This is a genomic window from Mesorhizobium sp. B2-1-3, assembly GCF_006442495.1.
In the GTDB taxonomy this organism is placed as follows: Bacteria; Pseudomonadota; Alphaproteobacteria; order Rhizobiales; family Rhizobiaceae; genus Mesorhizobium.
In genome coordinates, this window is the sequence record NZ_VFWL01000007.1 from 207,891 (window position 1) to 227,868 (window position 19,978).

Annotated in this window: 17 protein-coding genes; 13 read left to right on the forward strand and 4 right to left on the reverse strand. The window is 63.5% G+C overall.

What is annotated here, in order from left to right; genetic code table 11:
- The first annotated feature begins 477 nt into the window (after nucleotides 1–477).
- Nucleotides 478–1,689, forward strand: coding sequence for a GNAT family N-acetyltransferase (locus FJ973_RS14580; RefSeq protein WP_140556377.1), 1,212 nt, complete (start codon nucleotides 478–480; stop codon nucleotides 1,687–1,689).
- Nucleotides 1,690–1,711: 22 nt separating this feature from the next.
- Nucleotides 1,712–2,530 carry a class I SAM-dependent methyltransferase gene (locus FJ973_RS14585; RefSeq protein ID WP_140556378.1) on the forward strand — a complete coding sequence of 273 codons (819 nt, stop codon included), beginning with the start codon at nucleotides 1,712–1,714 and terminating at the stop codon, nucleotides 2,528–2,530.
- 12 nt (nucleotides 2,531–2,542) lie between these two features.
- Here the strand turns inward: FJ973_RS14585 and FJ973_RS14590 are convergent, their stop codons facing one another.
- Together FJ973_RS14590 and FJ973_RS14595 are read right to left on the reverse strand one after the other, a co-directional pair.
- Nucleotides 2,543–3,730, reverse strand: a complete 1,188-nt coding sequence (locus tag FJ973_RS14590; RefSeq protein WP_140556380.1) for an ATP-grasp domain-containing protein — start codon at nucleotides 3,728–3,730, stop codon at nucleotides 2,543–2,545.
- Between the two features lie 107 nt (nucleotides 3,731–3,837).
- A complete protein-coding gene (locus FJ973_RS14595; RefSeq protein ID WP_140556382.1) occupies nucleotides 3,838–5,103 on the reverse strand; it encodes an NAD(P)/FAD-dependent oxidoreductase in 1,266 nt (421 codons plus the stop codon).
- 341 nt (nucleotides 5,104–5,444) lie between these two features.
- On the opposite strand from FJ973_RS14595, the gene FJ973_RS14600 reads away from it, so the two are divergent.
- The 10 genes from FJ973_RS14600 to FJ973_RS14645 all read left to right on the forward strand — a co-directional run bounded on the left by FJ973_RS14600 (nucleotide 5,445) and on the right by FJ973_RS14645 (nucleotide 16,673).
- A complete protein-coding gene (locus FJ973_RS14600; RefSeq protein WP_140499061.1) occupies nucleotides 5,445–5,669 on the forward strand; it encodes a hypothetical protein in 225 nt (74 codons plus the stop codon).
- A gap of 120 nt (nucleotides 5,670–5,789) precedes the next feature.
- The gene (ligD, locus tag FJ973_RS14605) at nucleotides 5,790–8,276 is read left to right on the forward strand and encodes a DNA ligase D (RefSeq protein WP_140556384.1); all 2,487 of its coding nucleotides are present in this window, start codon (nucleotides 5,790–5,792) and stop codon (nucleotides 8,274–8,276) included.
- A 222-nt stretch (nucleotides 8,277–8,498) separates the two neighbouring features.
- The gene (locus tag FJ973_RS14610) at nucleotides 8,499–9,404 is read left to right on the forward strand and encodes a Ku protein (protein WP_140556386.1); all 906 of its coding nucleotides are present in this window, start codon (nucleotides 8,499–8,501) and stop codon (nucleotides 9,402–9,404) included.
- Nucleotides 9,401–10,522, forward strand: a complete 1,122-nt coding sequence (locus FJ973_RS14615; protein WP_140556388.1) for a tetratricopeptide repeat protein — start codon at nucleotides 9,401–9,403, stop codon at nucleotides 10,520–10,522. Before FJ973_RS14610 ends, FJ973_RS14615 begins: the two co-directional genes overlap by 4 nt.
- A 221-nt stretch (nucleotides 10,523–10,743) precedes the next feature.
- Nucleotides 10,744–11,388: an alpha/beta family hydrolase gene (locus FJ973_RS14620; RefSeq protein WP_140556390.1), complete on the forward strand. Its 645-nt coding sequence runs from the start codon at nucleotides 10,744–10,746 to the stop codon at nucleotides 11,386–11,388.
- A 7-nt stretch (nucleotides 11,389–11,395) separates the two neighbouring features.
- A complete protein-coding gene (locus FJ973_RS14625; protein ID WP_140516135.1) occupies nucleotides 11,396–12,166 on the forward strand; it encodes an exodeoxyribonuclease III in 771 nt (256 codons plus the stop codon).
- A 243-nt stretch (nucleotides 12,167–12,409) separates the two neighbouring features.
- Entirely contained in the window at nucleotides 12,410–13,831 is a 1,422-nt protein-coding gene (locus FJ973_RS14630) for a hypothetical protein (RefSeq protein ID WP_140556391.1), read from the forward strand.
- The gene (locus FJ973_RS14635) at nucleotides 13,828–14,649 is read left to right on the forward strand and encodes a hypothetical protein (protein WP_140499048.1); all 822 of its coding nucleotides are present in this window, start codon (nucleotides 13,828–13,830) and stop codon (nucleotides 14,647–14,649) included. The genes FJ973_RS14630 and FJ973_RS14635 overlap by 4 nt, the downstream gene beginning before the upstream one ends.
- Nucleotides 14,646–15,677: a hypothetical protein gene (locus FJ973_RS14640; protein ID WP_140499046.1), complete on the forward strand. Its 1,032-nt coding sequence runs from the start codon at nucleotides 14,646–14,648 to the stop codon at nucleotides 15,675–15,677. Before FJ973_RS14635 ends, FJ973_RS14640 begins: the two co-directional genes overlap by 4 nt.
- Before the next feature lie 33 nt (nucleotides 15,678–15,710).
- A complete protein-coding gene (locus FJ973_RS14645) occupies nucleotides 15,711–16,673 on the forward strand; it encodes an OmpA family protein (protein ID WP_140556393.1) in 963 nt (320 codons plus the stop codon).
- A 151-nt stretch (nucleotides 16,674–16,824) separates the two neighbouring features.
- On the opposite strand, the gene FJ973_RS14650 is transcribed toward FJ973_RS14645, so the two are convergent.
- Both FJ973_RS14650 and yghU read right to left on the reverse strand, forming a co-directional pair.
- On the reverse strand, nucleotides 16,825–17,565 hold the full coding sequence (locus tag FJ973_RS14650; RefSeq protein ID WP_140499042.1) for a sulfotransferase family protein: 741 nt from the start codon (nucleotides 17,563–17,565) through the stop codon (nucleotides 16,825–16,827).
- A 355-nt stretch (nucleotides 17,566–17,920) separates the two neighbouring features.
- A complete protein-coding gene (yghU, locus tag FJ973_RS14655) occupies nucleotides 17,921–18,787 on the reverse strand; it encodes a glutathione-dependent disulfide-bond oxidoreductase (RefSeq protein ID WP_140499040.1) in 867 nt (288 codons plus the stop codon).
- Between the two features lie 231 nt (nucleotides 18,788–19,018).
- On the opposite strand from yghU, the gene FJ973_RS14660 reads away from it, so the two are divergent.
- Entirely contained in the window at nucleotides 19,019–19,924 is a 906-nt protein-coding gene (locus FJ973_RS14660) for a S1C family serine protease (RefSeq protein WP_140556395.1), read from the forward strand.
- Nucleotides 19,925–19,978 lie beyond the last annotated feature (54 nt).

Consider the following 19,978-nt stretch of genomic DNA (forward strand, 5'->3'; position numbering starts at 1 on the left):
AGACCGGTGGCAGGCGAGGCAGTGAGGGTGTAACGGACGCACGCGGCGGGAAGGCCCCGTTTGTCGTCGGCGTGGTCTCACGAATGGCCCCGACGTGGCACGACCGATCGGTGCAATTTCTAAGTGTCCATCAACGCACCGTTCATGCTTTGATGCTAGCGATCGACCTGAGCGCAAGTGCCCAACGTCTCACCGGGCCTCATGGCAGGTCGACGAGCTGGGCACGCGGGCAAAGGTTCGACTAGTTCGGCCATCGGCCGGTAGGCGAAAGCAACGAACATAATGGCGCCAAAGGTCTGGTCCTGACCGAACTTTGCCGTGGTTTACGATGCGGGGGTATCGCAAGCGCTGCCATTGGTCCGCAACCATGGCTTTCGTGCGCTCCAACGCACGGCTGCCCGGGGCGGTCCTGAGTTGGCGGGGTTTACACTGCTTGCGTGGACGATGTTTATGGCCGGCCGGGAGGACAGGAGAAGCATGTGGCAAGCCACGGGAACGGCTCCCAAGACGGATCTATCCGATGGGTTATTGTCCCCGACTGCCGCCAGCGCCGGTACAGCCGCGCGCTTCAAAGCCCGGCTGCACACCAGCCTCGACACTGTAAAGCCGCTCTGGCTGCGATTTCAGGCCGATGGCGTGTGCACCGCGCATCAGCATTATGCGTGGGTCGAGGGGATCGCCAAACGGCTGATGCCCAAAGGCGCGGAACTGCTTGTCGTCGAGGTCAACGACGCCGCCACGGGCGCGCCGGTCATGCTTTTGCCGCTGATGCGGCGCCGGGCGCTGGGCCACTCCGTGATCGAATGGTTGAGCTGCGGCGTCTGCGATTATTCGGCACCGCTGCTGGCGGATGACAGGGCATGGACCAGGCAAGGCGCCGACGCCGCATGGGCGGCAGTCCGCGCCGTGCTGCCACCGGCGGATCGCATCCATATCTTGGGAATCCCGCAACAGATCCAACGAGTCGCCAATCCTTTGGCGCTGCTTTCGGCGGCGCACGATTCCCTCCAGATCACCTCCGGCCTTGTCCTGCACGGCGAACCGGAAACGCTTATCAAGCGGATCTGCAGGCCCTCCTTCGCCAAGAGCTTTCACAAGCATTGCCGCCGCCTCGAAAAGCTCGGCGGCCTGAGCCTGGTCGAGGCCGACACGCCGGCGCTGACGGAAACGCTCTTTGACACGCTCCTTGAACTGCGACTGAAGCGGTTTCGCGAGCTCGGCCGTTTCGACCTCTTGACGCAGGAACCCGTCGTCGACTTCTACCGAGTTGCCGCGCTGCATGGCCTTTCCGACGGCTCGGTGCGCATCTTCGGATTGCGCGGAGGGGAAGCCTGGCTCGCCGTCATCTATGTACTGGTCAGGAAAGGCACGCTCCATACCCTGTTGCTCGGGATCGACCAGAATGCCGTTGCCCCGCCGGGACTGACTACATTTGGCAAGCTGATGATGTGGGGGCGCGGGCAAGGGTTCGACTATTTCGACCTTTCGGTTGGCAGCCAGGGCTATAAGGAGCATATCGGCGCCACCAGTTCGGTCCTGGCCGAACTGTGCCAGTCGATGACGCTGCGGGGATGGGGCGCCACCGCCTATATTTCGCTGCGCTGCCGGATCGAGCTTTTCATTCGCTCCAAACCGCGGCTGCTCAAGGCCGGCCAAGGCCTGGTGCGCGGCCTGCGCCGCTTGCGCTGACAGGCAACCGAGCCGATCCGCAATGAACCGTGAAACGCACAGCATCAATTTGCAGGACCGCTCGAGGGGACGCATCGCAAGGGCGCTGCGGTTCGTCCGGCAGCGAGGAATTCTCGAACCGTTCCTGCTCGTGCGGCGGCATGGCCTTGGTGACAGCGGCCGCTTCGTCGCACGCAACATCCGCCATCTCGTTGCCGACCGGCTGGCGCGCCGGTGGGATCGCGACAATGGCGTCGATACGGCGGGTTCGATCCGGCTCGACGCGCTCGATGTCGTCGGACCGCACCGGGACCAGGGCAATGAATGCGTCTGCACGTCGCCTAGATCCTTCGCCTTCATCATGGACAGGCTGACGGACGATCTCGCAGACTACACCTTCATCGATATCGGTTCGGGCAAGTCGCGCACGCTCCTGTTGGCGTCGCACTACCCGTTCGCCGCGATTGTCGGTGTGGAGTTCGCGCGGGAGCTCGTCGCAATCGCCCGGCGCAACATCGAGCGATACAAGAGCCCGGCCCAGAAATGCCGCCAGATTGCGGTCATCGAAGCGGATGCCGCGACGTATGAGTTCCCGCCGACGCCGCTGCTGGTCTATTTCTACAATCCCTTTTCCAGGGACGTGTTCGAAATCGTGCTGGGCAATCTCATGTCGTCGCTGGAACGGCACCCGCGGCCCTGCCTCGTCGTTTACGGCAGTTCGAGCCACAGGGCCATCGAATGGGCGAAGCCCGCCATCCACGATGCTGGGTCTTTCCAGCAACGCGTGACGCCGCCCATGCCGCGTTTCCTCGACGCGGTGCGGACCATCGATTACGCGATCTTCGACTACCGGCCGTCATAAAGAGCGATTTTGTCAGCGCCGGCGGCCGGCCGGGTTCAGCAGCCGTCTCGTCAGCACCCGCCATGCCGTCAGCGGCAGTTCGATCAGCCCCGGCAGCAGATCATTTGAGGCGAACGCCGCCCAGGATCGAACCGTCGCGAACGAGTTGAGATAGGCCGCGATGCCGAGGCTGCCGCGCCACATCAGCGTCACGGATGAAACAACGTCGCGGGCCAGATACATCCATGCCGTTCCCGGGCGAGCGGTAGCGGCTGCGGTGGCCCGGCCGTTCACTGTTTCCCACAGCATCGCGCCCAGGTCGACGCCGGCGGGCGCGCAAAGTCCGAACCAGGACCAGGGGCGCGGATTGACGTCGAGAAGCTTGAGCGTGCCGTCGCGACAATCGTGCTTGAATTCGACCTCGACCAGGCCGCTATGGCCGATCGACGACAGCAATGTGCGCGCGGCAGCGACGGCGCGGGGCTCGTCGACGATCTCGACGAAGGTGCTGGTATAGCCGAAGTCGACCGGATACTGCCGCGAGCGGCGCGCGGTGAACTCCGCGATCGGCTTGCCCTCGTTCCAGAGCGCGGCGTAAGAGAATTGGCTTTCTCCCCCGCCCGGCACGCGCTCCTGCACGACGACGTTTTGGCCGCCGACCTGTTCGGCCGCGTCGCGATAGGCGGCAAGAAACGAGGTCCTGTCGTCGGCCTGGACGACCTTGGCCCTGGCGATGCGGGTGTTGCCGCCGCCCATGTGAGGCTTGAGAACGACCGGAAAAACCATGTCCAGGGATGAGGCCTGCGCCATGGATGCGATATCATAGGTCCTTGGAATGGACAGCCGCAACTCGGTTGCCCGCCTGTAGAGGAACGGCTTGTCGCAGACCCACTGCAACGCATCCCAGGAAGGCAGCAAGATCTTATAGATCGCCGACAGGGCGGCGAGGTTTTCCGAGACCAGGCGAACCTCTGGATCGGCGGCCGGGATCATGAGGCATCCCTCCAGCCGGTGTTTACGCGCCGCTTCCAGCAGAAACGGCAGCGCCCGCTCATCGTTTGGGCCGGGCCAGCGGATGGTGGCTCCGACAAATCGCGACCAGCCCGGCAGCGGCGAATCATTGGTGATGTAGGTGAGGGGCACTTTTTGCGCGCCGAGGCTGCGCGCCAGGGCAAGCGTGCCGTGCGCGCCCCCAAGAAACACTGCGCCTGACGTCGCCAAGCCTACATCCTCACATGCTGTCCGGCACGGCCGGTTGCCCAGCTCTTCCGCTTTGACAGGCGAGAGCCCCGCCTGATCGCGCTGATACATGGCGGGGCCGGCGACGCTCAACGCGGCTTCGGGCCGGCGGGAACCGAGGCTTCGCCCAGTCTCATGGTGGAGCGCCGTGCGTTCTGCCCCTTGCTTCTGGCAGTGCGTATGAAACGGGTGACGGCCTGCGCCGCATACGGGGTGGCGGCGGTGAAACGCATCAACGGGCCAAAACTCGCGACCGCGCTGGCGCCGACAAAATGCAGGCCGGGAATGTTCGATTCCAGTCCCGTGGAAAGGACAGGCGATCCGTCACGGCAGGCTATCGCATCGAGGAAATCGGGGGCGAAGAGCCCGAGCTTGCCGATGTCTATGCGATAGCCGGTCGCGAGAAGGACGTGATCGTAAGCGGTCGAGCCGTTCTCGAACCGCAAGTCTAGTCCGGAGTTGCTGGCGGAGGCGCCGACGATCACGCGGCCGGCCTTGACCTTGATGCCGCCGAAGTCCGGCAGCAGCCAGCCCGACGCGCCGGCCCTGAGGCCACGCGCATTGACCCAGCGTCGCGCCGCCGCCGGCAAACCATGCACGAGACCCGGCGCCTCGATCAGCCAGGACAACGGGAAGGGGCCGACGCGCGAGGGCGACGCCAGGAGTTCCTCGGCGGCGCCTAGCACATTGCGGCCCCGGCTGCTGGACGGCGCGCCCAGCCAATGAATGTCGCCTCGGCAGACGAGTTCGACGTCGGCTCCCGCCTTTCTCAGCAGGACGGCGGATTCGCAGGCGCTTTGTCCGCGCCCGACGACGGCGACATGCTTGCCGGCAAAGGCTTCGAATCCGGTGTGCGCGCTGGTATGGCTGACCAATTCGGAGGGCAGGCCGGTGAAGGCGGCGGGCACCAGTTCCTGGTTCTTCAGGCCCATGGCGACGACGACGCGGCCGGCGCGAACCGCATCGCCATCGGCAAGGATCAGCCGGAATCCCGCATTGGTCCGTTCGACAAGGCTCACCATGCGCGTGTCGAGATCCGGAATCGCCTGAGCCTGAACCCACATTCCATAGTCGACGAAATCTTGCCGCAGCAATGGCTCGCGCAATTCGACGCGCTGGCCGCTGGCGTAGGAATCGAGGGACAGCGAGCCGTTCGGGTTGCCGATAAAGGTTGCGCGCCAGGGCGAGCGAAGCCGCATGCCCCGAGGCATGTTCTCGCGCCAAAAGCCCATCGGGCTGCCAAAGGCAAGCACGTCTACATCAGCTGCCCTGAGCGCCGTGGCGACGCCAAGTCCGAAAGGTCCGGCGCCGACAACAGCCACTTCACAGTCATTGCTTCGCACGGAAGCGGTCATGAACCTTGTTCTCCTGGATGGCCGCGCCATCCCCGCGCCGCTCTGACGCATTGGCGCCGCGGCCGGAGCCCGCCTATTCCTAGGCGCGCCGAGGTTAACAATGCGGAAAGCAGAAGCGCCGAGCCGCCTCGGCGCATATGCCAAACAAGATGTCATACTGTTCCAGCCCACAGGTTCGCGGACATAATCGAGCCGATGCCGTCGGCTATGCTTGCGTCTTGCAGGGAAGCCGCCGCGGCGAGGAAATTGACACCCGCGCCGCTCTCCGCCATCCTTGGGGCCAGTCGCCGGACCGCGAAGAGCGGTCGAGTTCCGTGTCAGGGCGACCGAGGGCGAAGCGCATGTCCAGTGCCGTGAACAGCCAGAACTCCAAGCGTGCCGCGGTGCGCAAGGCGCTCGACCGCCACAAGGTCTACATCACCGCGCAGAGTTTTTCAGGCGGCACCTATAGGGCGCGCGTGCTGGTCGATGGCGAGGCCTACTGGGTCGACGAATTCCGCTTGAGCCAGCTGCGGCAGGGCCTGTCGCCCGCTGAGCTCGAACTGACGCCGGCGGCCGACGATTGAGCGTGGTGACTGGTTGGCAGCGACGTTTCGGCTAGTCACCCTGATACATGCCGCATCGGACCGTTCGAGCAGGCATGGCGCTCTGTTGTTGCAATTGGCTGGCTTGCGACGGTCGATGCCATGACGACGCCCTCCAAGCTCAAACCTTACCGCGCCAAGCGCGAATTCTCGAAGACGCCGGAACCGGCGGGTGGGTTGATCGCCGAGGAGGGCAACCGCTTCGTCGTCCACAAGCACCATGCCACGGCGGATCACTACGACCTGCGCCTTGAGGTCGGCGGCGTGCTGAAGAGCTGGGCGGTGCCGCGCGGACCTTCGCTCAATCCGGCCGACAAAAGGCTGGCGGTCGAGACCGAGGACCATCCGCTCGAATATATCGACTTCGAGGGCGTCATTCCCGAAGGCGAGTATGGCGGCGGGCCGATGATCGTCTGGGACACGGGCAGCTGGGCGCCGATGGAGGATGTCGAGAAGAGCTTGCGCACCGGCGCCTTCAAGTTCCGGCTGGCCGGGAAAAAGCTCAATGGCGGCTGGATGTTGACCAGGCTGAAGCCGAAGCCCGGCGAAGAGGAGGGCAAGAAGAATTGGCTTCTGTTCAAGGAGCGCGATCTCGCTTCCAATCCCACGCTCGACATCCTCGAAGAGCGGCCGGAGAGCGTGAAATCCGGCCGCCGTATCGAGGAGCTGGTGGCGCCGCCGCCGGCCAAGGCTGCGCCAAGGCCCGGCACGCTGAAGCCCGGCGCCTTGCCCGGCGCGGTCAAGGCCTCTCCCGCCGCCCGCATAGAGCCGCAGCTGGCGACACAGGTGCCGAAACCGCCGGGCGGTGACGATCCTTGCGACCGCACCGGCGAGTCCTGGCTGCATGAGATCAAGTTCGACGGCTACCGCACCATGGCGCATCTGACAGGTGGCGAGGTCAGGCTGATCACCCGCGGCGGCATCGACTGGACCAAGCGTTATGGCGATCTGCCGCATGCCTTCGCCAAGCTGCCGTGCCGGGAGGCCATCATCGACGGCGAGATCGTCGTGCTCGACGGCAAGGGCATTTCCCGCTTCGCGCTTCTGCAGGACGCGCTGGCGGAGGGCGCCGGCAGCAAGCTGCATTTCTACGCCTTCGATCTCCTGCATCTCGACGGCTGGGATTTGCGCAAGGCGCCGCTGGAAAGGCGCAAGGCGCTGCTGGCCGAACTGCTCGCCGGCCTGCGCGCCAACTCCGCGATCCAGTACAGCGATCACGTGGGCGGCGACGGGCAGGGGCTTTACGACCAGGCCTCGGAGCTTGGCCTGGAAGGCGTCGTCTCCAAGCGCGCAACCGCGGCCTACCAGAGCGGCCGCACGAAGAGCTGGACCAAGACCAAGGCGCTGCAAACCGGCGATTTCGTCATCGCCGGCTACACGGTTTCGGATGCAGCCGAGGGGCTGGCGGCGCTTGGCCTTGCCGAATTCGAGGACGGCGAGCTTCACTATCGCGGCAAGGTCGGCACCGGCTTCGACGCCGAGACCGCGGCCGATCTTCTGGCCCGGCTGGAGCCGCTCACATCAGGCGCCATGGCGCCCGAAGGCGCGCCGCGCGAAATCATGCGCGAGATGCATTGGGTGAAGCCGCTGTTTTCAGCCCATATCCATTACGCCAACCGCACGGCGGACAATGCTCTGCGCCATGCGGTGTTTCGCGGCCTCAGGGATGTCGGCCTGTCGACGCCGGTTTCGGCCAAGCGCAAGCGGCTGATCGCGGAGGCTGACCTCGCCACGATCTGGGTAACCAACCCGACCAGGCGCCTGTTCGGCAAGACCGGGCCCACCAAGCTCGACATCGCCGTCTACTACGCGCTGGTCGGGGATTTCATGCTGCCGCATATTCTAGGGCGTCCAGTGTCGCTGGTGCGCTGCCCGACCGGCCTGCCGAAGGACTGCTTCTTCCAGCGCCATGCCTTCACCGGCATGCCGCCTTCGGTTGCCACCTTCGAGGCGACCAATTCCGAGGGTGAGACCAAATCCTACCTCTCGGTCGAGGGCGCGAAGGGCTATCTGGCGCTGGCGCAGTTCGGCGTGGTCGAGTTCCACACCTGGGGTACGCATCGCACCAGCCTCGACAGGCCCGACCAGATTGTCTTCGATCTCGATCCGGGCGAAGGGATCTCCTGGCGCGAAGTGGTGGAGGCCGCCGTGCACATCAAGGGCGAACTGGAGGAGCTGGGGCTGGTGCCCTTCGCCAAAACCTCGGGCGGCAAGGGCATCCATATCACCGTGCCAGTGACGGCCAGGCAAAACTGGAAGACGCTGCACCAGGCGACCAGCGCTATTTCCGCGCATCTGGCGGCAAGCGCGCCGGACACCTTCACCACCACAATGGGCAAGGACAACCGCAAGAAGCGCATCTTCATCGACTATCACCGCAACGCGCGCGGCCACACCTCCGCCGCACCCTATTCGCTGCGCGCCCGCACCAACCTGCCGGCCTCGACACCGGTGAGCTGGGCGGATCTGGAGACGATCGACGCGCCGCAGGACCTGAACTATGCGTCGCTGCCGGGACTCTTGGAAACGTCGGGCGATCCGTGGGCTGAGATCGACGAGTTTGCTCGGGATTTGCCTACGTTCAAATAGATTGGTTTCCTCCCCGCTTCGCGAGGGCGAAGAAACCCAAGTCCATCGACGCTTTTGACAATTTGAATTATTCTCTACTCGCGGCCCTTCCGGCGTCCTAAAACATTTCGTCAGGATTTGCCGGTAAGGTGCGGGGTCGGTGTAGGATTTACGCAGCCTTGTTCGTCCTTCGGACGAAAGCGCTGCGAAAAGTTTCAGTGCATGGCCGCGTAGGAGTTCATCATGGCGCCCAGGGCAAGTTGGAAAGGTTACCTCAAGCTCAGTCTGGTGAGCTGTCCGGTGCGGCTATACCCCGCCACCAGCGCCAGCGAGCGCATCTCGTTCAACCAGTTGCACAAGAAGACCCACAACCGCATCAACATGAAGCCGGTCGATCCGGAACTCGGACTGGTCGAGCGTTCGGACCTGGTCAAGGGCTACGAGTACGAGGACAAGCAGTACATCATCATCGACGATAGCGACCTCGACGCGGTGCGCATCGAATCCAACCACACGATGAACATCGAGGCCTTCGTCGACGAGGACGAGGTCGACGTCATCTACCAGGACGCGCCCTATTACATGGCGCCGGACGGCGCGATGGCGGAGGAGACTTTCGCCGTGCTGCGCGAAGCGATGCGCAAATCCGGCAAGCTGGCGATCGCCCGGCTGGTCCTGTCCAGCCGCGAGCGCGTGGTGACGATCGGCGCGCGCGAAAACGGCATGTTCGTGTGTACGTTGAGGAACCCGAACGAAGTGCGCGGCACGGCTGAATATTTCGGCAACATCCCTGCGGGCAACCCGGATCCTGAAATGCTGCAACTGGCCGAAGCGCTGATCAAGCAGAAGGAAACCACCTTCGATCCGAAGAACTACGAGGATCGCTATGAGATCGCGCTGATGGCGATGATCCGCGAGAAGCTGAAGGGCCACAAGCCCATCATCGCGGCGGCACCCGAGCGCGGCAACGTCATCAATTTGATGGATGCGCTGAAGGCGAGCCTGTCGCAGTCGAAGCCGCCGGCCAAGTCGAAGAGCAAGGCCGACGAGACGCCCGCCAAGCCCGCCAAAAAGACGGCTGTGGGCGGCGCTGCTGAAAATCCGCTGAAAGCCAACCTGCTGAAGGCGGTCGGCAAGAGCAAGAAGTGACGGCACCAGCCGGCGCGATATTCGGCACGATCGGCGCGCTGGCGGCGTTTCCGCTCAGGCTGGCGGCGCGCGAGGTCGCGCGCCAGCATGGCGAACTCAGGCGCGGTGTCATCCGGCGCACCACGCATGTCGTGTTCGGTCGCGGTCTGCTGGTCAAGGCCGGGCTGGTCAAAGCCGGGCTCACGAAGACCGGCGATGTCGAGGTCGAACGCCGCGTCGCCGCCGAGCGCGGCGCCGGGCGCACATTGCTCAGCGAGAACGGTTTTCTGCGCCTGCTCGGACTGATGAAGGCGCCTGAGGCCTCCTCGCTGTCGCGGCAATCGCTGATCGATCAGTCGCAGCTATCCGGCGCCGACCTCGATCTCTTGTCGCTGTTCGATGCCTTCGAACATGACTCGGAACCCTATTCCTTCCGCGACCTGATCCTGGCGCGCAAATATGCCGGGCTGGTCGCCGGTGGCGCGACATGGGGCGCGATCGCGCGCTCGGTGCATCGTTCCGGCCCGGTGGCTTCGCTCACCGCCAAGTCGCTCGCGGTCGGCTCGGCATCCGGGCGGCCCGATGCGATCTATCTGGATGGCGGCGAGAGCGAGCTCGACGGGCAATTGCTGTTCGATCTCGGCGCCTCCGACGACGATCCGCTGGAAGAGCTGTTCGCCGAGGCCGAAGCGGCGGAGGAGGGCGGCGACCATGATGGTGCCGCCGCGCTCTACCAGCGCTGCCTTGCCATCGATCCAGGCGACGCGATCGCCGCCTTCAACCGCGCCAACTGCCTGCGCGCCGGCGGCCACCCGGCGGAAGCGGCCCATGACTATGCGCGCGCGATCAAGCTCGATCCGGCTTTCGTCGAGGCCTGGTTCAATCTCGCCGGGCTGATGAGCGAGGAGGGCAAGACGGCGTCGGCGCGAAGGCACTTGTGGAAGGCGATCGCGCTCGACGGCAATTACGCCGATCCGGTTTTCAATCTCGCCCGGCTCGAATTCGACGCCGGCAATTTGCTGGAAGCGCGGCGGCTGTGGGCGCGGTATCTGGAGCTCGACGCGGAGTCGGAGTGGGCTGGAGTTGCGGCCAAGGGCGTGCAGTTCGTGGACATGCAGCTGGCGCGGACGGCGGGCTAAGGCTCTTTTCCTTCTCCCCTGTGGGAGAAGGTGGATCGGTGCGCAGCGCCGAGACGGTTGAGGGGTGCGTCACGGAATGAGGCGTTTGCGTTCCCTGGAACACCCGTCATCCGACCGAGCTTCGCGAGACCACCCCCGGGGCGAGCCAACGGTCTCGCCGCCCTTCGGGTCCCACAAGGGGAGAAGGGGTCACCAACGCCGAGCCACGGGAGCCCTATTCCATGACCACCTTCCTCTTCGACGGCGACGACACAGCTCCCGTCACCATCCTGCTCGCGCATGGCGCCGGCGCGTCGATGGATTCTCCTTCGATGACCGCCACCGCCAAGGCGGTGGCGGCAGTAGGCTTTCAGGTCGCGCGGTTCGAGTTCCACTATATGGCGTCCCGCCGCTATGGCCACCGCAAGCCGCCGCCGCGCGCCGAGGCAGTGAACCCGGAATACATCAAGGCGATCGCCGACCTCAGGGCGAGGGGCGTGACCGGGACGTTGATCATCGGCGGCAAATCGATGGGCGGTCGCGTCGCCTCGATGGTGGCGGACGAGATGTTTGCCAGGGGCGAAATCTCGGGCCTGCTTTGCCTCGGCTATCCCTTCCACCCGCCCGGCAAGCCAGAGCAGTTGCGGACCAAGCATCTGGCCGGGTTGACGATACCGACGCTGATCTTCCAGGGCACGCGCGACGAGTTCGGCACGCCCGACGAGGTGGCCGGCTATGGGCTCTCCGACAGCATCGAGATCGTATGGTTGGAGGATGGCGACCACGATCTGAAGCCGCGCAAGAGCATCTCGGGGTTTTCGACCGCCGATCATCTGAAGACGCTGGCCGAAACGGTGAAGGCTTGGACGGGCAAGCTCGTCTCTTGACCCGCCGATGAAAATCGCCTCCTTCAACATCAATAACGTCAACAGCCGACTGAAGAATCTGCTGACCTGGCTGGCGGCGGCAAGACCCGATGTCGTCTGCCTGCAGGAGTTGAAGGCGCGCGATATGCAGTTTCCGCGCACTGCCTTGGCCGATGCCGGCTACGGCGCGGTGTGGAAGGGGGAGCCGACCTGGAACGGCGTCGCCATACTGGCGCGGGGCGCCGAGCCGGTGCTGACGCGCGATGTGCTGCCCGGCGACGATGCCGACAGGCAGAGCCGCTACATCGAGGCGGCGGTGAACGGAATCGTCATCGGCTGCCTGTACGCGCCGAACGGCAATCCGCGACCGGGACCGAAATTCCAGTACAAGCTCGCCTGGCATGACAGGTTCGCCGCGCATGCGGCACAACTGCTCGACACCGGTCTGCCGGTGGTGCTGGCGGGCGACTACAACATCGTGCCCGAGCCGCGCGATATCTATGCCACGCGCTCCTACGACGATAACGCGCTGGTACAGCCGGAAAGCCGGGCAGCCTTTGCGGCGCTCATCGAGCAAGGCTGGACGGACGCACTGCGCAAAGTGTACCCCAAAGAGACGCTCTACACCTTCTGGGATTACCGGCGGAACCGCTGGCCGCGCGATGCGGGCTTGCGGCTCGACCATATCCTCCTGTCGAAGAAGCTCGCCCGCAAGCTCAAGGCTGCCGGCATCGACCGCGACGTGCGCGGTGAGGACGGCGCCAGCGACCACGCGCCGGTGTGGGTGGAGTTGCGGTGAGGGGCGGCGTTTGGCGAAGCAGAATGCCCGCTCTCTTTTTCTCCGCCCTTCGGCGACAGCGACCATACAGTATACGGCGCAGCGTAAAATACGGCTCCCTAGCAGTAGACAGTCATTCTGATGGAATTGCCGTGCTTTTGCGTCCGCAAAAGCTCCACTTTCGATTGGGCGAAACTCGTTGAAGAATCCGGAGCTTACCGCTAGCCTCGATCCGGGTGGTCGGAAGAGTGTACGTGGGGTGGAATGTTCGGGTCACTGGAAAAGCTCAAGCAACGGCTGTTGCGGCCGCCGCATGCCTATAGGCCGACGACAGAGTCATTCCCCGACATCGACGTCCAGCGCATTGCAACGGATATGCGGCTTGCGGAGAAAGGCGAGAAGCGGGGCAGGGAGAATCTGCCTCAAAGCGATGACCTACCTTACGATGCCGTTGAAAACGATATCGTCGAATTGGTCGGAGCCGCCCAGAAACAATCCCACGATCATCTGGAGAACCAACTTGCGGGGTTCAGGCAGCGTCTCATCGACCTCGACTTTGAATCGCGCTTTGCCAATATAAAAGCGGCATCCACGGCTGGTCTCTCCGACTTGAAAGCCGAATTGCAGATGGGAATCGATGATCTGCATGGGCTGCGTCGCGATCTGAAGGAGGCAGAGTCCTGGCATCGTGATTTCAAGGATCAGAACGGGCTTCGCCGGCCCTGCAAGAAGACCACCGCCATCGGTACGACGTTGAAATGGCTCTTTGTGGTGGCGCTGGTGATGGCAGAGCTCGTCATCAATGGCGAACTGCTTGCAAAGCGAAACGAGCTCGGGCTGGTCGGCGGCATCGTCGAGGCGCTGATCTTCGCGATTCTCAATGTCGGCGTCGCGCTGATGTTCGCCCTCTATGGCGTGCGCGAGATCGCGCATCGCTCGATTTTCCGTAAGTTTGTCGGCATTCTCGCCATCGCGGCCTATATCGGCGCAGCGATTGCCATCAATCTTGGTCTGGCGCATTACCGCGAGGTTGCCGGAACGATCGCGACCAATGGCGACGAGGTGATGCGACGCTTGCTAAGCGCGCCATTCGCGCTGAACGAATTTCGCTCCTGGATACTCTTCTTCCTCGGTGTGATGTTTTCACTCTTTGCCCTGATCGATGGGCTCAGCATGCGTGACACTTATCCAGGCTACGCCACGGTTGATCACCGGCTTGACGAGGCGCGGGCAAATTATCGAAACAAGCGGCAAGGCCTGATCGGCGAGCTTTCCGATGTTCGCAGTGGTTATGAGGACGAACTCGCCGATGCGCGCGCCGACCTCAGCAAGCAGCGGACAGAACACGATGCGATCGTGGCCCATCGCTCTCGGTTGGTTGGGCTGTTCGACGCCCACCAAGCTCAGCTTGAACGTGCGGCAAACAGCCTGTTCCGAATCTACAGGGACGCCAATATCGCTGTACGCACGACACCCGCGCCGGAGCGCTTTTCGCGGCCATACCAACTCGGCCGCATCGGCGTCCAGTATTTCCGCGACGGGGAATGGAACAGCGACGAATTGCAAGCTTCCATCAAGGATGCGCAAGGCGACCTCGACAAGATGCTGGTCGCCCTGGGTGAACAGTTCGAGGCTGCGTTGAAGCAGTATCGCGAACTGGATGTGCTGGTGCCTGAAGCCCAATGAGCGGTCGACGGTCCCGGCGCTCGCCTTCCAACCTTGTCAACTGGGGCTGGATTATTCTATTCGCGCTCGGCCTCATTGCCGCCGCGATAGGCTTTACCTACGTCTATGTCTCGGCGCGCTCGCAACTCGTCGAACTTGACGATCGGCTTTGCCCGGTCGTCGGAGCTGCGTCGCAAACCATCATCCTGATCGATACCACGGATGCAATCGCTGACGTCACCAAACTGAACATCCAGACCCTGCTGCGCGATACCGCCTCCGGCATCCAGCGCGGTGGCTTGCTCGAGATCAGGGCCCTTACATCAGCGGTACCCTATACGAAAGAACTCTTCTCGCTGTGCAACCCCGGCAATGGCGGCGACCTCAGTGCTTTCACCGGCAATGCGGCGCTGGCGCGAGAGCGTTGGCAAGCGGGATTCGGCCAGCCGCTGCTGGTTGCGCTTGAAAAAGCGGTCGAGGCAAACAAGGCCGACAGCTCGCCGATCATGGCCGGCATTCAGTCGATAGCCGTCAGCCATCTGGTCGCCCAGAAAACGCGTGCGGTCCCCTCGCGGCTGATTGTCGTTTCGGACATGTTCGAGAATACCGAATTCTTCTCTCACTACCGCGGCGCCACAGATTTCGATGCCTTCAAAAAGTCGCCCGCGGCAAACCGCTTCGCTACGGATCTCGCCGGCAGCGATGTGTCGATCTGGCTCATACGCCGGGCGAAGTCGCCCGTCGACAGCGTCGCGTTGATGGCATTCTGGCAGCAGTGGATTGATTACAATCACGGCGTTTTCAGCTCTGCCAAGTCGTTGCAAGGAGTTGAAGGGTGAGGCGGCCGCGCGTGGCCAGCCGGCAGTTGGACGCTGCGGCGCCACTGGTCTTTATCGTCTTTACCGGCCTGGGCGCCGCCTACATCGTCGTGGCCAAATCACTTTCCGTGTCGGCATTCGTCGTTACCTTCGTGCCGATCGCGCTGATGATGGGCTACGCGGCGATGATCATGATCGCGCGCGGGCTCCGGCTGCGCGACGACCAAACCGGAGACAACTTCTACTATATGGGCTTCATCTTCACGCTCACCAGCCTCGCCGTTTCGCTTTACCAATATGGAGGCGGTGGCGCGGTCGACGAGATCGTGCGCAATTTCGGCATCGCGGTTGCCTCCACCATCGCCGGCATTGCATTTCGCATCGTCTTCAATCAGCTCCGGCGCGACCCTATGGAAGTGGAACGCGTGTCACGTCTCGAGCTCGCAGAAGCGTCCCGCAAGGTGCGCCGGGAACTCGATGGCATCCTGAGCGAGATGAACCATTTCCAACGCTCCAACCAGCAGATGCTGCAAGAGGGCTATCACGAGATACGAACGCAAGTGGAAACCTCGGCGAAATCCCTGGTCCAGTCTCTGGACCTGCTCGCCAAGGAAGCTTCCGAGCACATCAGGGCATCCTCGCTGGCGATGCAGAGCGGAATAGACACCAAGGAGCTGCGGGGCGGCATCGACCAGACAGCCAAGGCAGTTCACGATATCAACGCCATCCTGACCAGCGCCAGCACGCAGATTGCGACCGCGACACAGATGATGGCCGACAAGCTCGCTGGCATGTCGACACCCGACAAGGTCATCGAGGTTCGGCTGGAGCCGGTCGTGGCCGGTTTGCAGCGGGCGATCGAAACCGCCATGAGCGATTTCTCTTCCCGTCTTGGCGATGTGGCGGAGCTTCGGCGCGGGCTGGAACAGTCCACGGCGGAAGCGCTTCGGGCCAGCGATGTGCTCGACAAACTTGCGGCGACATTTGAGGGTTATGATCGAGCGCCGACGCGGCAGGGTCTATTCAGACGGCTCTGGCGTGGCGGCTAAAGCGCATTGCATGGTCAGTGTGGGACGATGTCGATGAAGATGCCTTCCTCGCTTATCGCCGAAGGGGAACGCGGCCATCGCCGAGGCGTGGTGCTTGGGCTCACAATGGCCGAGCTTCTCCTCCTTCTGCTTTTCTGCCTCCTTCTGGTCTCGGCCAGCATCGCACAGCGAAAAGATGAGAGGATCGCCGAGCTGCAGGCCTCCGCGAACCTGGACATCACGGTGGGCCAGCTTGCCGACATGCGTGCCGAACTGGCGCGCCTGCAGGCGCTGTTTCCAAAAGCGGCGCTTCCTTTGCCGCCAGCCAACTGGACCGAGCTCGTTGCGGCCAAAGCGGTGATCGACGGGCTTACGGAAAAGGGCATCGATGCCGCGCCGACGTCAGACCCGACGCTGCGGAAATTGCTGCTCGAAATCAGCGAAGCCAAGGCCGCCGACCCCCGTCTGCTGGACCGACTTGAAAAGATGCTCTCGGCCTCCAACGACAGGAGCGCGGACGCTGAATCGTCGATGCAGTGGCCGCCGATGATAACGTTGAGCGACGACGGCTATACATTTGAACGTGGCAGCGCTGCTCTCACCGACGCGTTCCGGGCTCGTTTGCAGACCAAGGTCACGGACGACGTTCTGTCTTTGCTGACACGCTACAAAGTCGATGTCGTCGAGATCGTCGGTCACACGGATGAGCAGAAAATCAATCCGGCCAAGCCGTCCAACCTCGATGCGGTTGCGATCTCGGCGATGAACGGAGCCAGCGCTATCAGCGATTTGACCCCGGCCGACAATGCGGGGCTGGGGCTCTCGCGCGCTATCGCGGTAGCGAACGCGCTGATCCAGACGGGACGGCTGGGCAGTGTGAAGATCATTCCGTTGTCAGCGGCACAGCTCGTAATGCCGGGAGACATTATCGCCGACGGCAGCCACGTTGGCGATGTTCGGGAACGCCGGCGTATCGAGATTCGGGTACGACGGTCCTCGGACGGCGGCACCAATTAACGCGGTGATCGCGCGATTCAGCCTGCTTGGCGGTATCGACAACGACGCCCTTGTTTTGACCGCAGCGCTTTTTCGCAATCGCGTGGCCTGGATCGCAAAGCCTTCGTCGCTTCGCTCCCGCTGCATCGAGGGATCGACGAACGGCGCCCAACTACCCCAGCCACCACCATAGCGCCGCGATCACCGCGATAACGGCCGCCACGCTTAGCGCCAGCATGATGTAGGAGCCCTTGATGATGTCGGCGATGATCTTCTTGATGGCCTCGCGGTCGTTGAGATTGGGGAAGGGCTCGTTCGGTTGCGCCACGTCGAGGAAGTGGCAGAGCGGGGCCCAGCCTTCGCTGACCTTGAACACCAGCAGCTTTTCCGGCGGCACCGCCGCCTTCACTTCCTCGACATATGCGTTGTAGCGCTCCACGGCCTTGGCGCGGTTGCCCATGACGCCGGCTAGCGTGCGGCCCCAGATCAGCCTGCGTGACATGTCGCCGAATTTCCGGCCGAACGGCGTCAGCCATTCCAGGATCTTGAACTGCCAGACATTCTCGGTGAAGTAGATCGTGTCGATGGTGCTCTCGTACCAGGCTTCCGCGCCGCGCGGGTGCAAGGTGAGCAGCACCTTGGCGTCGGGATAGGCGGCCATCAGTTCGCGCCACACGCAGCAGCCTGGATTGTCGACCGTCGCCTTGTAATTGCCGAATACCCGGCTCCAGTCTTGCTGCGTGCCGGGCGGGCTGTTGGCCACCTTGCGCCAGAAATCGAGATGGCCCTTGTTGGCCTTGTTCAGGATCACTTCCTGCATGTGGTAGCAGGGCAGGCCGAGCCTGTTCAGCGCGACGAAGGTCGACCATGTACCGGTGCGGCCGAAGCCGGCCCCGATCAGCGTGAGCGTCATTTGTTCCCTCGACCAAACCAAGGCCGCGTGCTCGCGCCCAAAAAGGACGCCGCGGCAACCCTAGGCATGCCCTGCGCGACAAGGACGCCGCGCCGCAGGATCGATTTGCTCGCTTGCATCGATCTGCTGGCAACACGTTGCGCCCCGGCCGGCATTTGCGCAACAGATTTCTATGGGTCCTGTGTGAGAGGACCGCTGTTGACGTCGGACGATGATAGAAGAAGACGCATTGCCGTCTTGGACGGCGCGGAGCGGATCGGCGCGATGTCCACGCCTCCAGGTGAGACGTTGCCGTCATCGACGCTTTCGCAAAATCAAACGGAGGGCGGGCAGCGCCGCTGCCCGCCCTCGCAGCTCACTCAGCCGCGAGCTTGTCCTGCGTGTTCGTGTCGAAATCGCTGGCGTCGTGACGTTCGTGCAGCTGCATCGCGGGTTCGCCGAAGGCGCGGTTTACCATGCGTCCGCGCTTGACCGCGGGGCGCTCGTCGATCGCCTTCGCCCAGCGCTGCACGTTCTTGTAATCCTGCACCGAAAGGAACTCGCCGGAATCATTGTACATGCGGCCGAGCGCCAGTCCGCCATACCAGGGCCAGACCGCCATGTCGGCGATCGAGTAGCCGGCGCCGGAAAGATATTCGGTTTCGGCCAGGCGGCGGTCGAGCACGTCGAGCTGGCGCTTGGTTTCCATGGCAAAGCGGTCGATGGCGTATTCGATCTTGGTCGGCGCGTACGCATAGAAATGACCGAAGCCGCCGCCGAGATAAGGGGCAGAGCCCATCTGCCAGAACAGCCAGGACAGGGTCTCGGCGCGCGCCGGCTGGTCGGTCGGCAGGAACTCGCCGAACTTTTCGGCGAGATAGGTGAGGATCGAACCGGACTCGAAGACGCGGATGGGCGTGGCGCCGCTGCGGTCCATCAGTGCGGGGATCTTGGAGTTCGGATTGACCTCGACGAAGCCGCTGCCGAACTGGTCGCCATCGTTGATCCTGATCAGCCAGGCGTCGTATTCGGCGCCCTTGTGGCCAAGCGCCAGCAATTCCTCCAGCATGATCGTCACCTTGACGCCGTTGGGCGTCGCCAGCGAATAGAGCTGCAACGGGTGCTTGCCCACCGGCAGCACCTTGTCATGCGTCGGGCCGGCGATCGGGCGGTTGATGCTGGCGAAGGCGCCGCCGCTCGGCTTGTTCCAGGTCCATACTTTCGGCGGAGTGTATTCGGTCATCGCAGGGCCTCGTATTGTGGGGAGAGACAGGTTGGAAGCGGGACTGGCAGTTGCACCTACAGCTAGGGCTGCAAACGGGAAAGTTCAACTTGCGTTGAACTATTGTCAATGACCATCCCTCTCATCTTCCCTTCGGGCTTCGAAAGGATGGAGGGGATGCCCCCCCTTGCGCCTTGGTTCGCGTGCCATACCTATAGGAACGTGACCCCCAAGCCCGTCCAGGACAAGAGCATGCCCATCAATCCCAACAGACGCTCCGTCGTGGCGGTGCGCGCCACCATTCCAGACGATGCCTTTACTGCCGGGGCATTAGGCACGCTGCGCGAAGGCAGCGGCGTCGTTATCCGCGACAATGGGTTGGTGCTGACCATCGGCTATCTCATTACCGAGGCGGAAGAGGTGTGGCTTACGACCCATGACGGCCGCGTCGTGCCGGCGCATGCGCTGGCCTACGACCAGGAATCGGGCTTTGGCCTGGTTCAGGCGCTGGCGCCGCTTGGCCTGCCGGCGGTGGCGCTGGGCGACGCCGGCAGAGCCAAAATCGGGGACAACGTGGTGCTCGCCGACGGCATCGGCCAGTCGGTTCAGGCCAGGATCGTCACCAAGCAGGAATTCGCCGGCTATTGGGAATACCTGCTCGAGGAAGCGATCTTCATTGAGCCGGCGCATCCTTCCTGGGGCGGCGCGGCGCTGTTCGATGCAAAGGGCGCGCTGCTCGGCGTCGGGTCGCTGCGCCTGCAGATGAGCCGCAACGGCGAGGTCGCCGATATCAACATGGTGGTGCCGATCGACCTGTTGCCGCCCATCCTCGACGATCTCCTGACGCGCGGCCAGGTGGCGCGGCCGCCACGGCCATGGCTCGGCGCCCTCTCGGCCGAAAGCGACGGCCGGGTGGTGGTGATGAGCGTGACCGAAGGCGGTCCGGCCGCCAAGGCGGGCCTGCGCGAGGGCGACGTCATCTCCGACATACGAGACGGCGCGGTCGACGGGCTGGCCGATTTCTATCGCAAACTATGGGAGAGCGGTTCGGCCGGGGCCGAGATCCCGATGCGGGTCCTGCGCGACGGCCGTGAAACCTGGCTGCGCGTCAAATCCGCCGATCGCGACAGTTTCCTGAAGAAGCCGCAGTTGCAGTGAGCGCGTTACCTTCTCGGCAGCAGAGAAGGAAAGCCTTCAGCCCAGTCCGAAAAG

Bases quoted from the DNA above. Each gene is read 5' to 3' on its own strand.
- FJ973_RS14580 (WP_140556377.1), top strand. From the start codon at position 478: ATGTGGCAAGCCACGGGAACGGCTCCCAAGACGGATCTATCCGATGGG.
- FJ973_RS14585 (WP_140556378.1), top strand. From the start codon at position 1,712: ATGAACCGTGAAACGCACAGCATCAATTTGCAGGACCGCTCGAGGGGA.
- FJ973_RS14595 (WP_140556382.1), bottom strand. From the start codon at position 5,103: ATGACCGCTTCCGTGCGAAGCAATGACTGTGAAGTGGCTGTTGTCGGC.
- FJ973_RS14600 (WP_140499061.1), top strand. From the start codon at position 5,445: ATGTCCAGTGCCGTGAACAGCCAGAACTCCAAGCGTGCCGCGGTGCGC.
- ligD (WP_140556384.1), top strand. From the start codon at position 5,790: ATGACGACGCCCTCCAAGCTCAAACCTTACCGCGCCAAGCGCGAATTC.
- FJ973_RS14610 (WP_140556386.1), top strand. From the start codon at position 8,499: ATGGCGCCCAGGGCAAGTTGGAAAGGTTACCTCAAGCTCAGTCTGGTG.
- FJ973_RS14620 (WP_140556390.1), top strand. From the start codon at position 10,744: ATGACCACCTTCCTCTTCGACGGCGACGACACAGCTCCCGTCACCATC.
- FJ973_RS14625 (WP_140516135.1), top strand. From the start codon at position 11,396: ATGAAAATCGCCTCCTTCAACATCAATAACGTCAACAGCCGACTGAAG.
- FJ973_RS14630 (WP_140556391.1), top strand. From the start codon at position 12,410: ATGTTCGGGTCACTGGAAAAGCTCAAGCAACGGCTGTTGCGGCCGCCG.
- FJ973_RS14635 (WP_140499048.1), top strand. From the start codon at position 13,828: ATGAGCGGTCGACGGTCCCGGCGCTCGCCTTCCAACCTTGTCAACTGG.
- FJ973_RS14645 (WP_140556393.1), top strand. From the start codon at position 15,711: ATGAAGATGCCTTCCTCGCTTATCGCCGAAGGGGAACGCGGCCATCGC.
- FJ973_RS14650 (WP_140499042.1), bottom strand. From the start codon at position 17,565: ATGACGCTCACGCTGATCGGGGCCGGCTTCGGCCGCACCGGTACATGG.
- yghU (WP_140499040.1), bottom strand. From the start codon at position 18,787: ATGACCGAATACACTCCGCCGAAAGTATGGACCTGGAACAAGCCGAGC.
- FJ973_RS14660 (WP_140556395.1), top strand. From the start codon at position 19,019: ATGCCCATCAATCCCAACAGACGCTCCGTCGTGGCGGTGCGCGCCACC.